The organism is Pantoea sp. Ep11b (assembly GCF_040783975.1).
Taxonomy (GTDB): domain Bacteria; phylum Pseudomonadota; class Gammaproteobacteria; order Enterobacterales; family Enterobacteriaceae; genus Pantoea.
Map to the genome: position 1 here is coordinate 1,654,074 of NZ_CP160631.1, position 13,785 is coordinate 1,667,858.

General features: G+C 58.6%; 14 protein-coding genes. 5 read left to right on the forward strand and 9 right to left on the reverse strand.

What is annotated here, in order from left to right:
- Positions 1-2: 2 nt before the first annotated feature.
- The 3 genes from artJ to AB1748_RS07790 all read right to left on the reverse strand — a co-directional run bounded on the left by artJ (position 3) and on the right by AB1748_RS07790 (position 2,239).
- Complete coding sequence (gene artJ, locus AB1748_RS07780) at positions 3-734, reverse strand: arginine ABC transporter substrate-binding protein (RefSeq protein WP_111141226.1); 732 nt, start codon at positions 732-734, stop codon at positions 3-5.
- Between the two features lie 15 nt (positions 735-749).
- Entirely contained in the window at positions 750-1,478 is a 729-nt protein-coding gene (gene artP / locus AB1748_RS07785) for an arginine ABC transporter ATP-binding protein ArtP (RefSeq protein WP_367396210.1), read from the reverse strand.
- A gap of 221 nt (positions 1,479-1,699) precedes the next feature.
- The gene (locus tag AB1748_RS07790) at positions 1,700-2,239 is read right to left on the reverse strand and encodes a lipoprotein (RefSeq protein ID WP_367396211.1); all 540 of its coding nucleotides are present in this window, start codon (positions 2,237-2,239) and stop codon (positions 1,700-1,702) included.
- Positions 2,240-2,345: 106 nt separating this feature from the next.
- On the opposite strand from AB1748_RS07790, the gene AB1748_RS07795 reads away from it, so the two are divergent.
- A complete protein-coding gene (locus AB1748_RS07795; RefSeq protein WP_111141229.1) occupies positions 2,346-2,666 on the forward strand; it encodes a heavy metal-binding domain-containing protein in 321 nt (106 codons plus the stop codon).
- Positions 2,663-3,487 carry an N-acetylmuramoyl-L-alanine amidase gene (locus AB1748_RS07800; RefSeq protein ID WP_111141230.1) on the forward strand — a complete coding sequence of 275 codons (825 nt, stop codon included), beginning with the start codon at positions 2,663-2,665 and terminating at the stop codon, positions 3,485-3,487. The genes AB1748_RS07795 and AB1748_RS07800 overlap by 4 nt, the downstream gene beginning before the upstream one ends.
- Before the next feature lie 5 nt (positions 3,488-3,492).
- Here AB1748_RS07800 and ltaE read toward each other — a convergent pair whose 3' ends face one another.
- The 3 genes from ltaE to AB1748_RS07815 all read right to left on the reverse strand — a co-directional run bounded on the left by ltaE (position 3,493) and on the right by AB1748_RS07815 (position 7,421).
- On the reverse strand, positions 3,493-4,497 hold the full coding sequence (gene ltaE, locus AB1748_RS07805; protein WP_293773866.1) for a low-specificity L-threonine aldolase: 1,005 nt from the start codon (positions 4,495-4,497) through the stop codon (positions 3,493-3,495).
- Positions 4,498-4,562: 65 nt separating this feature from the next.
- Positions 4,563-6,284 carry a ubiquinone-dependent pyruvate dehydrogenase gene (gene poxB, locus AB1748_RS07810; RefSeq protein ID WP_111141232.1) on the reverse strand — a complete coding sequence of 574 codons (1,722 nt, stop codon included), beginning with the start codon at positions 6,282-6,284 and terminating at the stop codon, positions 4,563-4,565.
- Between the two features lie 237 nt (positions 6,285-6,521).
- Positions 6,522-7,421 (reverse strand): lysine exporter LysO family protein, encoded by a 900-nt coding sequence (locus tag AB1748_RS07815; RefSeq protein ID WP_111141233.1) that lies wholly within the window; start codon positions 7,419-7,421, stop codon positions 6,522-6,524.
- 127 nt (positions 7,422-7,548) lie between these two features.
- Between AB1748_RS07815 and AB1748_RS07820 the strand changes: the two genes are divergently transcribed.
- The gene (locus AB1748_RS07820; protein ID WP_293773871.1) at positions 7,549-9,186 is read left to right on the forward strand and encodes an ATP-dependent endonuclease; all 1,638 of its coding nucleotides are present in this window, start codon (positions 7,549-7,551) and stop codon (positions 9,184-9,186) included.
- Between the two features lie 71 nt (positions 9,187-9,257).
- Here AB1748_RS07820 and cspD read toward each other — a convergent pair whose 3' ends face one another.
- Complete coding sequence (cspD, locus tag AB1748_RS07825) at positions 9,258-9,479, reverse strand: cold shock-like protein CspD (RefSeq protein ID WP_111141235.1); 222 nt, start codon at positions 9,477-9,479, stop codon at positions 9,258-9,260.
- A 315-nt stretch (positions 9,480-9,794) separates the two neighbouring features.
- Between cspD and clpS the strand changes: the two genes are divergently transcribed.
- On the forward strand, positions 9,795-10,115 hold the full coding sequence (gene clpS, locus AB1748_RS07830; RefSeq protein ID WP_003849318.1) for an ATP-dependent Clp protease adapter ClpS: 321 nt from the start codon (positions 9,795-9,797) through the stop codon (positions 10,113-10,115).
- Between the two features lie 52 nt (positions 10,116-10,167).
- Positions 10,168-12,444 carry an ATP-dependent Clp protease ATP-binding subunit ClpA gene (clpA, locus tag AB1748_RS07835; protein ID WP_293773874.1) on the forward strand — a complete coding sequence of 759 codons (2,277 nt, stop codon included), beginning with the start codon at positions 10,168-10,170 and terminating at the stop codon, positions 12,442-12,444.
- A gap of 85 nt (positions 12,445-12,529) precedes the next feature.
- On the opposite strand, the gene infA is transcribed toward clpA, so the two are convergent.
- The gene (infA, locus tag AB1748_RS07840) at positions 12,530-12,748 is read right to left on the reverse strand and encodes a translation initiation factor IF-1 (protein ID WP_002211347.1); all 219 of its coding nucleotides are present in this window, start codon (positions 12,746-12,748) and stop codon (positions 12,530-12,532) included.
- A gap of 342 nt (positions 12,749-13,090) precedes the next feature.
- Positions 13,091-13,783, reverse strand: coding sequence for a leucyl/phenylalanyl-tRNA--protein transferase (gene aat, locus AB1748_RS07845; RefSeq protein WP_111138825.1), 693 nt, complete (start codon positions 13,781-13,783; stop codon positions 13,091-13,093).
- Between the last annotated feature and the right edge of the window lie 2 nt (positions 13,784-13,785).

Sequence of the window (13,785 nt, forward strand, 5' to 3'; positions counted from 1 at the left end):
AATTACTGCTGGAACCATTTGCTGTAGATGGTTTTGTAGGTTCCGTCGGCTTTGATCTTATCCAGCGCGCCATTGAATTTCGTCTGCAGATCGGTGTTACCGGTACGGACCGCAATACCCAGGCCGGTGCCAAAGTAGGCTTTATCCGTCACTTTGTCGCCAACGGCGGCCAGCGCAGGGTTCTTCTTCAGCCACTCGTTGACCACGGCGGTGTCACCAAATACCGCGTCGATACGGCCATTTTTCAGATCCAGCACCGCATTCTGATAGCTGTCGTAAGGAACGATGGTGATCTCGCTGTGTTTGTCCGTCAGGTATTTCTGATGCGTGGTGCCGTTCTGCACACCGACACGCTTGCCTTTCAGCGCGTCAACGCTGGCGACTTTGCCTTTCTGTGCCACAAACAGCGCCGAGTTGTCGTAATAAGGTTTAGTGAACAGCACCTGCTTTTCGCGATCCGGGGTGATATCCATGCCCGCCATCACCGCATCGAAGCGGCGGAATTTCAGGCTTGGGATCAGGCTGTCGAACGCCTGGTTGGTGAAGGTACAGGTGGCGTCGATCTCTTTACAGAGCGCATTGGCCAGATCGACATCAAAACCCTGAATCTTGTTGTCAGCGTCCACGAACTCAAAAGGAGGATAGGAGGCTTCGGTCGCAAAACGAATCGTCTGCGCCGCTGTGGCGCTCAGGCTGAAACCAGCAAGCAGTGCAGCAAGTACCATTTTTTTCATTTTTAGCATCCTGACTTAGTGCGAAAGATAGTGAGCAAACGCCTCGGTTTGCGGCTGTGTAAAACGGCTGGCATCGCCCTGTTCCACAATATGACCGTTCTCCATATAGACGACGCGGCTGGCCGTTTTGCGGGCCACTTCCACCTCATGGGTTACGATCACCTGGGTAATACGGGTCTGGGCCAGCTCGCGAATGATACTGACAATCTGTGCGGTAATTTCAGGGTCCAGCGCGGCGGTCGGCTCGTCGAACAGCAGCACCTGCGGCTCCATCATCAGTGCGCGGGCAATCGCCACACGCTGCTGCTGACCACCCGAGAGGTGCAGCGGAAAACGATCGCTGTAAGGGGTCAGACGCAGACGATCGAGCAGCTTGTCGGCGCGGGCGCGGGCCTCACCTTTACTGAGGCCTAAGACCCGGCAGGGCGCTTCGATCAGGTTCTGCAGCACGGTGAGGTGCGGCCAGAGATTGTATTGCTGAAACACCATGCCGACATTCTGCCGCAGTTCGCGGATCGCAGCGTCAGAGGGTTTCTGGCTGAAATCAAACTGATTGCCGGCAATCTGCAACTGACCTGAACGGGGCTGCTCCAGCAGGTTAAGCACCCGTAACAGGGAGCTCTTCCCGGCACCGCTGGGACCCAGCAGCACAAGCGTTTCGCCTTGCGGACACTCAAGGTTGATGTCGAACAGCGCCTGATGAGCACCGTAGAAGCAGTTTATTGCGTTTAGTTGAATACTCATGCGCCAGATTTGAATAGCTATTAGTGTCGCGGATTTTAACGTCACCAGAATAGTTATGCAAATAAGGTGGGTTAAAATTTGTAAAACAGTCCTGAACACCTAAAGTTTAGCACAATATCGTGCGCTGTCTGACGCCATGGCGGGGCCGCCGACGGATGACAGACACAAAAAAAGCGCAGTGCCGGAGGGCAGCTGCGCTTGTCTGAGCGTCAGGCCGGAGATTATTTTTTCGCCTGCTCAAGCATCTGGCTCAGGCTGCCGCCGGTGGCGTGAGCAGGATTAGCCATATAGCGCACGTCATCCACGACCCAGCAACTGCCCTGGTGGATCATCAGCACTTCATCCTGCCACTTTTTACCGTCACGGCTCAGATCGACCCGCAACGGGATATTGCGCGCATCGCGGTTCGGGATGGTGGAGGCGTCAGCCACACTGGCCGCCGTCGGACCCTGTGACAGGCTGGAGAAGAGATCGCCGTTGCGCCACTGTGCGCCCACGGTGCCACTGCTGGCGGTCTGCAGCGAGTGGTAGACCGCATCACTCAGGTAAGGGCGATATTTTGCCAGGGTGTTGCTGTCAGGCACCCCCTGGACAGGCTGCGCGATACGCAGGTCGTAAAACTGCTGGGCCACCTGGTCAGGACCGCCTTCGATGCAGGGTGCGGTACGCGGGCCATTATCCTTTGTCACGGGCTCAACGGTCGTACAGGCGCTGAGCAGCAGCGCCGCTGGGATCAGGAGCGCAAACGCATTGTTTCTCATCTCGATTTCCTTATGGTTCTCTGGCAAGGTGCCCTTTTTAGCATAGAGTATAGTCGTGCTTTTTAGTCGAAAGAGCCCTGGTCCGGTTTTCAACGAGGAGAATACGATGAAATTTTCAACAACCCCCACGCTGGAAGGTCACAGCATCAGCGAATATTGCGGTGTGGTCACCGGTGAAGCGATTCTGGGTGCCAATATCTTCCGCGATTTCTTTGCGGGCATCCGCGACGTGGTCGGTGGCCGTTCCGGTGCCTATGAGAAGGAGCTGCGCAAAGCGCGGGAGATCGCCTTTGAGGAGCTGGAGCAGCAGGCTAAATCGCTGGGCGCAAATGCGGTGGTCGGTATTGATATCGACTACGAAACGGTGGGCAAAGAGGGCAGCATGCTGATGGTCAGCGTTACCGGAACGGCGGTGATTATCCGTTGAAACGCGGCCTGCTGCTGATACTGGCGCTGCTGCTGGCAGGCTGCCACGCCGGAATGGAATCTCGTGAAGGCTACTGGGCCGATCAGCGTTATCCGGCCCAGGGGGCGCGGCCGCGGGTGAAAGTGATTGTGGTTCACTATACCGCTGAGGATTTCTCCTCATCGCTGGCAACTCTCACCGATCGTGAGGTCAGCGCCCACTATCTGATCCCGCGTAATCCGCCGCAGCGCGCCGGAAAAGGGATCATCTGGCAGCTGGTGCCGGAGCAGCAGCTCGCGTGGCACGCCGGTCCCAGCTTCTGGCGCGGGGCCACCCGCATCAATGACACCTCGATTGGCATTGAGCTGGTCAACCGGGGCTATCGCCGGACCCTGACGGGTCTGGAGTGGCAGCCCTTTACCGCTGCGCAGATCGCCGCGCTGGAGGCGCTGCTGCGCGACATTACGCAGCGCTACGGTATCGGGGCGGAAAACATTGTCGGCCACAGTGATATAGCGCCGCAGCGCAAGCAGGATCCGGGACCGCTGTTTCCCTGGCAGCAGCTGGCGCAGCACGGCATCGGTGCCTGGCCCGACGCCAGCCGGGTCGCCTTTTATCTGGCCGGGCAGGATCCGCATGCCGCGGTGCCGGCTGACGCCTTACTGGCGCGCCTGCAACGCTATGGCTATCCGGCTTCCGCCGGGATGAGCGCGCGTGAGGCGCAGAAGGTGATCGCCGCGTTTCAGATGCATTTCCGGCCTGCGGATTATCGCGGTCTGCCGGACGCAGAAACTGCTGCGATCGCCGCCGCGCTGCTGGAGAAGTATGGCGCGGCGGAGTAGTGCGGTTAGCGCTGCTGCAGGAAAGCCTTCCAGTGGGCGACAACCTGCGTCAGCGCCGCCCGGTCCACATCCAGATGAGTGACCAGCCGGGTGCGGGTGCCGACACTGATTAACACGCCGTGCGCTTTCATCCAGTCACCCAGGGCGCTGACCTGATCTTCCGGCACCGCTACAAACAGCATGTTGGTCTGCTGATCGATGACGCTGACACCCAGCGCCTGCAACTGCTCGCCCAGCCAGGCGGCATTGTCATGATCCTCCTGCAGACGCGCCACATTGTGCCCGAACGCGTAGAGACCGGCGGCCGCCAGGATACCCGCCTGGCGCATGCCGCCACCGGTCATTTTGCGCCAGCGACGGGCGCGCTCAATCAGCGCCGTGTCGCCACACAGCAGGGAGCCAGCCGGTGTGCCGAGCCCCTTGGAGAGACAGATGGTCAGGGTGTCGCAGTAACGCGCGATCGCCGCCAGCGTAGTCTGCTGAGCGACCACCGCGTTGAAAATGCGCGCGCCATCAATATGCAGCGCCAGCTGATGCTGGCGGGTAAAAGCCCACGCCTGCTCCAGATAGGCCAGCGGCAGGACCTTGCCGTGATGGGTGTTCTCCAGGCTCAGCAGACGGGTGCGGGCAAAGTGAATATCGTCCGGCTTGATGGCAGCCGCCACCACGTCGAGCGGCAGTGTGCCATCCTCTGCGGCCAGCACAGGCTGTGGCTGAATGCTGCCCAGCACCGCCGCACCGCCCGCCTCATATTTGTAGTTGTGCGCCTGCTGGCCCACGATATATTCATCGCCCCGTTCGCAGTGACTCAGCAGCGCCACCAGGTTGGCCTGGGTGCCGGTCGGAAAAAACAGCGCGGCAGCTTTGCCGCTCAGTCGTGCCGCTTCCGCCTCCAGCGCATTCACGGTAGGGTCGTCACGATAGACGTCATCACCGGTTTCGGCAGACATCATGGCGCTTAACATGGCGGCGCTGGGCCGGGTCACGGTATCACTGCGTAAATCGATCACCTTATGCTCCTGAACGTGGCGGAAAAAAAGGCGGGCCTCGCGCCCGCCCTGATGGCCTCTCTGTTTTACCGCAGCCAGTTGGTTTTCGCCAGTTCTACCACCTCGTCGCCACGGCCATTCATAATGGCGCGCAGCATATAGAGGCTGAAGCCTTTGGCCTGCTCCAGCTTGATCTGCGGCGGCATCGCCAGCTCCTCTTTGGCGGTGATGACATCCACCAGCACCGGGCCGTCATGGGCAAAGGCCTCTTCCAGCGCGCCGTTGAGATCCGACGCTTTCTCCACGCGGATCCCCCGGATGCCACAGGCCCTGGCGATAGCGGCGAAATCGGGATTACTTAGCTCCGTGCCGTCGGTCAGATAGCCGCCCGCCTTCATCTCCATCGCCACGAAGCCCAGCACGCTGTTGTTGAAGATCACGATCTTCACCGGCATGTTCAGCTGCGCCAGCGAGATAAAATCGCCCATCAGCATACTGAAGCCGCCGTCGCCGCACAGCGCGACGACCTGACGATCGCGATCGATCGACTGCGCCCCCAGCGCCTGCGGCATCGCATTCGCCATCGAGCCGTGGTTAAACGAACCCAGCAGGCGGCGTCTGCCGTTCATCTTCAGATAGCGCGCCGCCCAGACGGTCGGGGTGCCGACGTCGCAGGTAAAAATGGCGTCGTCGCTGGCGTAGTGGCTGATCTGCTGGGCCAGATATTGCGGATGGATCGCCTGCTTATCGTTGGGCTGCGCCAGCTCGTCCAGACTTTTACGCGCCTCGCCGTAGTGCTTCACCGCGCTGTCGAGATGGCGGCTGTCGCTTTTCGGCGTCAGCTGAGGGAGCAGCGCCTGCAGCGTGCTTTTCACATCGCCGACATAGGCCTGGTCGACGTGACAGTGCGACCCCAGGCTGCCAGGGTTGATGTCGATCTGGATAATCCGCGCCTTTTCCGGATAGAAGGCGCGATAGGGAAACTGGGTGCCCAGCAGCACCAGCGTGCTGGCGTTCATCATGGCGTGAAAGCCGGATGAGAAGCCGATCAGGCCGGTCATGCCCACATCATAGGGGTTGTCATATTCGATATGCTCTTTCCCGCGCAGCGCATGAACGATCGGTGCCTGCAGCGCCTCAGCCAGCGCGACGACTTCCTGATGCGCTCCGGCACAGCCACTGCCGCACAGGAGAGTAATCTCTGAGGCTTCGTTCAGCGTCTTGGCCAGCTGCGCCAGTTCGGCGGGCTGGGGCAGGACCTGCGGCAACTGCGGCGGATACCACTCCGCGCGGGCGCTTTCCGGCGCCAGCTGCAGGGCGATATCCCCTGGCAGTACCACCACCGAGACCCCGCGATTCAGGATCGCCTTTCGCATCGCGATACCCAGCACCTGCGGTAGCTGCTCCGGGTTCGACACCAGTTCACAGTAGTGGCTGCACTCACGGAACAGCTCCTGAGGATGCGTTTCCTGGAAATAGCCGCTGCCGATCTCGCTGGAGGGGATGTGTGCCGCGATTGCCAGGACCGGCACGCGATTGCGGTGGCAGTCGAACAAACCGTTGATCAGATGCAGGTTACCCGGCCCGCAGGATCCGGCACAGACCGCCAGTTCTCCGCTGATATGCGCTTCCGCACCGGCCGCAAAGGCGGCGACCTCTTCATGACGCGTAGGCATCCATTCGATGGTGCCCATGCGATTCAGGCTGTCGCTCAGGCCGTTCAGGGAGTCCCCGGTGACGCCCCAGATGCGTTTTACACCTGCGCTTTCCAGCGTTTTAGCGACCAGTGCCGCTACGGTTTGTTTCATGCGCTTCTCCTTTATCGATCCGTCCGGCAACGTGACGTGACCAGAACTGAAAAAAGAAGCGTAGACGACACGGCAGAAAAGCAGGCGTGAAAAAATGCGCTGGCAGGGCTGGCCGGATAACCGCAGGCGCTACTGGCAATCAGCCGCCGGACGCCAGAAGAAAGCGGAGCGGCTGATCCCGACCGCCCGATGACGCCCCCGGGTTTAAGGAGCGTCCGTAGCGGGGCTGGCTTGCGGTCAGGCGGAGAAGAGAGCGATAAGAATCGGCGCCAGCAGGCTCATCACAAAGCCATGCACGATGGCGGCCGGGACAATCTCATTGCCGCCCGCCCGCTGCAGCACCGGCAGGGTAAAGTCCATGGAGGTGGCACCGCACAGGCCCAGCGCGCTGGAGCGATGACGGCCAATCAGCGCCGGAATCAGCATGATCGCCACCAGCTCCCGAATCAGATCGTTAAAGAAAGCGGCGCTGCCGGTGACCGGGCCAAAGGCTTCGGTCATCAGGATCCCGGAGAGCGAGTACCAGCCAAAGCCGCTGGATAAGGCCAGCCCGGTTTTCACCGGCATCCCCAGTAGCAGCGCCGCGATCACGCCGCCGATAAGCGCACTGACCAGCACCACGCTGGCCACCAGCATACCGCGGCGATTGAGGATAATCTGGCGCAGCGTCATGCCGCTGCCGCGCAGCTGAATGCCCACCAGGAACAGCAGGAAAATCAGCGCATATTCGCTGGCCGTTGCGGCGTGATGCAGGAGGGGCCACTGGGTCAGGCCAAGCAGAAAACCGATGACCACGACGCCGCAGAGTTTCAGGGAGTCCAGCGCCATATTGAGCCGCGAGGGCAGCTTCTCCTGTCGGTGAAGATGCTGCCAGGGGACAAACTTTTCCAGACCGCGCAGCGCCAGCAGGTTGCAAAGCAGAATGCAGAAGGCCGCCACCAGCGCGGTGTGAAAGATCGCCAGCAGATTGCTGCCGAGGTTATCGAGAAACGCCAGGCTGATGCCCATAAAGAACAGGATGACATAGACCATCCAGCCCAGCAGCTGATTGACGCGGCGCAGCATCGCCGTCTGACGGAAGGGTAACAGCCAGCCCGCGATCAGGGGCAGCAGAATAATCAGAAGTCCGGAATACATAGCAGAAGCCATCCGTGGAGGAAAGAGGCCACACGCTAGCGAAAAAGCGTAACGGAGTAAACCCCGTTACTGCTTGACCGGCTGGCTGACGGCAACCATGCTCTTTATAACCGGAGGAAGGACGCCTATGATTCTGGAACATATCGACATTCGCGGTTTCCGCGGCATCAATAAGCTCTCACTGCCCCTGACCCGGACCAACCTGCTGATTGGTGAAAACGCCTGGGGGAAATCCAGCCTGCTGGATGCCCTGAGCCTGCTGCTTTCGCCCCATGAACCGGCCTACATCTTTACTCAGGGCGACTTTCACTTCACACCGGGCGACGTCACCGACGCCATGCGCCGCCTGTCGGTGGTGTTTCACTACCGGGACGATGGCCGCGATCCCGACGCGATCTTCTCCCCCTTCTGGCAGCAGGATGCGCAGGGCCAGCGCTGGCTCTGTTACAGCGTCAGTGCGACCTGGCGGGAGAGCGGCATCGAATCCCGTCGCCGTTTCGTGGACGTGAAGGGTCAGCGCTTACCGGAGCAGAACTGCGCGGCGGCGATTGCGCTGTTGCTGAAGCGCTATCCGGTGCTGCGTCTGCGCGACGCCCGCTTCAGTAAACGGACGCGGAATCGTGCGCCTGTCACCGCCGCCCATCCCGAGTTGCTGGCGGGCATGGAGCGTCTGGCGCGTGACCTGGAGCGCCATCCGCAACAGCTCAGCGATGAGGTGCTGCGGCAGGGGCTGAAAACCATGCAGCAGCTGATGCAGCACTACTTTCTGGTGCAGTCGCCGGAGGCCGTTAACGCGCCGCGCGACCGGGAATCGCACACGCGCGATGGCATGCACGGCTGGCGGGCGCTGGATCATCTGAATCAGCTGATTGCCGGCACCGATTCCCGCAGCCGTCAGCTGATCCTGCTGCAGATGTTTACCCTGTTGATAGCGGCGCGGGGCGAGGTGCCGCTGGCCGCCGATGCCCGGCCGCTGCTGCTGATTGAAGATCCGGAAACCCGGCTGCATCCGATTATGCTGTCAGTTGCCTGGAACCTGCTGAGGCTGTTACCCCTGCAGAAAATCGCCACTACCAATTCCGCCGAACTGCTGTCGCAGGTGCCGGTGGAGCACGTCTGCCGGCTGGTGCGCGGTCCGTCGCGCGTCGCGGCCTGGCGCATCGGCCCGGAAGGGCTGAGTGCAGAGGAGAGCCGTCGCATCGGCTTTCATATCCGGGTCAACCGGCCAGCCGCGCTTTTTGCCCGCTGCTGGTTGCTGGTCGAGGGCGAAACCGAGGTCTGGATCATGCATGAGCTGGCACAGCAGTGCGGCTACAACTTCGCCGCTGAAGGGGTGAAAGTGATCGAGTTTGCGCAGTCGGGCCTGAAGCCGCTGCTGAAATTTGCCCGGCGAATGGGCATAGCCTGGCATGTCCTGACGGATGGCGATCAGGCGGGTAATAAGTATGCCAGCACGGCGCGTGCGCAGCTGCAGCCCGGTGAGCCCGAACCCCGCTTTCTCACACAGCTGCCCGCCCTGGATATGGAGAACTTTCTTTATCACCAGGGGTTTCAGGCTGTCTATCATCAGATGGCGCACCTGCCGTTAAACGTTCCGATGAGTTCCCGGCGTATTATTACTAAAGCTATCCATCGCAGTTCGAAGCCAGAACTGGCGATCGCCGTCGCCAGCGCCGCCGCAGAACGGGGCACGCAGGCTATCCCGGCGCTGCTGCGGCAGATGTTTGATCGGGTCGTCGGGCTGGCACAGGGGCAGGCAGACTAATGTCTGGTGCACAGGAAAATGCCAGCGGCACTGGCTGGCATTTGTGGATCGGGTTCAGCGACGGGCGGCGGTCAGGCGACGGCCTGTGCCTCAACCGGGACGATGAGGCTGGCGTGATTGCCTTTCGGGCCTTCATGCACATCGAACTGAACCTGCTGGCCTGCCTTCAGCGTTCGGTAGCCCTCCATCTGAATGGTGGAGTAGTGCGCAAAAATATCTTCGCCACCGCCGACCGGACAGATAAAGCCAAAGCCTTTGGAATTGTTGAACCATTTAACTGTGCCCGTTTCCATGCTTTTACTTCCCTCGCAAGACATTTTATAAGTAGGTGAGGTCTTTAGCGCCGTGAGTCGCATTTGATTAAAACTCAATCAGCCTGTGCAGGTAGAATGTAGAGTAAGCGCCGCTGGCGTCAAGCAAACCACCGGGCCAGGTGGGGAAAAATTCATCAAAATTTGAGGCAGTTAACGCTATTACGAATTTTGTGATGCAGGTCGCGCAGGGAAATTTCTGAATAAATTTTCAGCAGCGATCTGCCGCTTGACAGGCATGTTAAACTTGCAACATGAAGCCTCAGAAAGGCTAAAGCACAATCTCAACGGAACACTATGGCAAACACAAACGACTGGCTTAACTTTGAACATCTGGCCGAAGATAAAGTACGCGAAGGATTAAAGCCACCTTCAATGTATAAAGTCATTCTGAATAATGACGATTATACACCTATGGAATTTGTTATTGACGTTGTACAAAAGTTCTTTTCTTATGATGTTGAACGTGCAACGCAACTGATGTTGAAAGTTCACTATCACGGCAAAGCGATCTGTGGTGTATTTACTGCAGAAGTCGCGGAAACAAAAGCGGCCCAGGTGAACAACTATGCGCGGGAAAACCATCATCCGTTGCTGTGTACGCTGGAAAAAGCCTGAACCCGTCTCCATATAGGAAGCTGGTAAGGGCGATAATTGGGGGAGGTGCCTAATGCTCAATCAAGAACTGGAACTCAGTTTAAATATGGCTTTCGCCAGAGCGCGTGAGCACCGTCATGAGTTTATGACCGTCGAGCATCTGTTACTGGCGTTGCTCAGTAACCCGTCGGCCAGAGAGGCACTGGAAGCCTGTACGGTGGACATGGTGGCTCTGCGGCAGGAACTCGAAGCCTTCATCGAACAGACCACACCGGTGCTGCCCGCCAGCGAAGAGGAGCGCGATACCCAACCCACGCTCAGCTTCCAGCGCGTCCTGCAGCGTGCGGTTTTCCATGTCCAGTCATCCGGTCGCAGCGAAGTGTCCGGGGCAAACGTGCTGGTCGCCATCTTCAGCGAGCAGGAGTCGCAAGCGGCTTATCTGTTACGCAAACATGAAGTGAGCCGCCTTGATGTGGTGAACTTTATCTCTCACGGTACACGCAAAGATGAACCGGGCCAGGCGCCAGGCGCTGAAAATCCGGTTAACGAAGAGCAAGCAGGCGGGGAGGAGCGTATGGAAAACTTCACCACCAATCTTAATCAGCTTGCTCGCGTCGGTGGGATCGATCCACTGATTGGTCGCGATAAAGAGCTGGAACGTACCATTCAGGTCCTGTGCCGTCGTCGTAAAAATAACCCCCTGCTGGTAGGCGAATCGGGTGTGGGTAAAACCGCTATCGCAGAGGGTCTCGCCTGGCGTATCGAGCAGGGCGACGTTCCGGAAGTGATGAAAGAGTGCACCATCTACTCGCTGGATATTGGTTCCCTGCTGGCGGGCACCAAGTACCGTGGTGACTTTGAAAAACGTTTCAAAGCGCTGCTGAAGCAGCTGGAGCAGGACGAGCACAGCATCCTGTTTATCGATGAGATCCATACTATCATCGGTGCGGGTGCGGCATCAGGCGGCCAGGTCGATGCGGCTAACCTGATCAAACCGCTGCTCTCGTCGGGCAAGATCCGGGTAATGGGCTCCACCACCTATCAGGAGTTCAGCAACATCTTCGAAAAAGATCGTGCGCTGGCCCGTCGTTTCCAGAAGATCGACATCACGGAACCTTCTGTCGAAGAGACCGTGCAGATCCTGAACGGCCTGAAAACCAAGTACGAAGCGCATCACGATGTGCGTTATACCGCGAAAGCGGTGCGCGCCGCCGTGGAGCTGGCGGTGAAGTATATCAACGATCGTCATCTGCCCGACAAGGCGATTGACGTGATTGATGAGGCGGGTGCCCGTGCGCGCCTGATGCCAGCCAGCAAGCGTAAGAAAACCATCAACGTCTCTGACATTGAAACGGTCGTGGCGCGTATTGCCCGTATTCCGGAGCAGAGCGTGTCGGCAACCGACCGCGATACGCTGAAAAATCTGGGCGAGCGCCTGAAAATGCTGGTGTTTGGCCAGGACAACGCTATCGAGGCGCTGACCGAAGCGATCAAGATGAGCCGCGCCGGTCTGGGTCAGGATCGCAAGCCGGTCGGTTCCTTCCTGTTCGCCGGTCCGACCGGTGTGGGTAAAACGGAAGTCACCGTGCAGCTGGCGAAAGCACTGGGCATTGAGCTGCTGCGTTTCGACATGTCCGAGTACATGGAGCGTCACACCGTCAGCCGCCTGATCGGTGCGCCTCCGGGCTACGTCGGTTTTGATCAGGGCGGTCTGCTGACCGATGCCGTGATTAAGCATCCGCACGCGGTCGTGCTGCTGGATGAGATCGAGAAAGCGCATCCGGATGTCTTTAACCTGCTGCTGCAGGTGATGGATAACGGTATGCTGACCGATAACAACGGTCGCAAAGCGGACTTCCGTAACGTGGTACTGGTCATGACCACCAACGCCGGTGTGCGCGAGACCGAACGTAAATCGATCGGCCTGATTCATCAGGACAACAGCAGCGACGCGATGGAAGAGATCAAAAAGATCTTTACGCCAGAGTTCCGCAACCGTCTCGACAACATCATCTGGTTCAGTCACCTGTCACCAGAGGTGATCCATCAGGTGGTCGACAAGTTTATTGTCGAACTGCAGGCGCAGCTGGATGCGAAAGGCGTATCGCTGGAAGTCAGCGACGAAGCGCGCGACTGGCTGGCTGAGAAGGGCTATGACAAAGCGATGGGCGCCCGTCCGATGGCACGCACCGTTCAGGACAGCCTGAAAAAACCGTTAGCCAACGAACTGCTGTTTGGTTCACTGGTGGATGGTGGCTCAGTGTCAGTGGCGCTGGATCGTGAGAAGGGTGAACTGACCTATCACTTCCTGAGCGCAGAAAAACGTAAAACGGAAGGCACGGTGCACTAAGCCCCGCTGCAGAGATGAAAAAGGCCGGATGATTATCCGGCCTTTTTTTTCGCTGCATAACGCAAGGCGATGAGATCACTGCAAATTAGCGACTACGGAAGACAATGCGGCCTTTGCTCAGGTCGTACGGGGTCAGCTCAACGGTCACTTTGTCACCCGTCAGGATGCGGATGTAGTTTTTGCGCATTTTACCGGAGATGTGAGCAGTAACCACGTGTCCGTTCTCAAGTTCTACGCGGAACATGGTGTTAGGTAACGTATCCAGTACGGTACCTTGCATTTCAATATTGTCTTCTTTGGCCATCGAATCCTCTGGGTGTACTACCTTTCAGTTGAACCGGCAAGATAATGCCCAATCCAACGATTTATGTAAAGAACCGTCGGCGATTTTGCCAACGCTTTGCTGGGGTGCACGCCAGGGCGCGCATCCGGTAAAATTAGGGTGTTTATGTGACGTCTGCAGGGGATTAGCGGGCTAAGAATCTGTATCAACCGTTACACGCGCACGATTGAAAACAGTTCCGAGAGTGCGTTGAGATTCCCAGCCTGGCAATTCCGGCTCAGGAATGCGAAGCGCGGACGACATACCAAACCTGACCATTATACCACTTAACCGCCTTTATGTGTGCAAAACATCTCGACACGGCTAAAAAAGGGTTTGTGTCTGCCAGCAGCCTTCGCTGACCGGCTGGCTCGCAAGGCGTTGTACATACTGCAGATAGTCAGCCCGCGGGATCTCCTGCGCGCCCAGCGAGGCCGTATGAGGATTGAGCACCTGGCAGTCGATCAGCTGTCCCTGGTGTCGGATAAAATGCTGACAAAAGACCCAGAGTGCGGTTTTAGAAGCATTCTGCTGACGGCTGAACATCGATTCGCCGCAGAAGATTTGTCCCAGCGCAAGGCCATACAGGCCGCCGACCAGCTGCTGCTCATCCCAGACCTCGATGGAGTGTGCGTGGCCCAGTTCATAGAGTCGTAACCAGGCGCGTTTCATCTCAAAGGTAATCCAGGTGCCTTCATCGCGACCGCTGGCACAGCCCTCAATCACGGCGGCAAACGACTGATTCATGGTGACGCGATAGGGTGATCGGCTGTGAAACCGTTTCATGCTGCGGCTGAGATGAAACTGATCAGGCAGCAGCACCGCGCGGGGATCGGGTGACCACCAGAGAATTGGATCGCCGGACGAAAACCAGGGAAAGATGCCGTGCTGATAGGCGTTAAGTAACCGGGCAGGGGAGAGATCGCCCCCCATAGCCAGCAGACCATTCGGCTCGCGCAGGGCCATTTCAGGAGGGGGGAAGTGCAGAGATTCCCGTGACAGTTGAACCAGTCTCATTG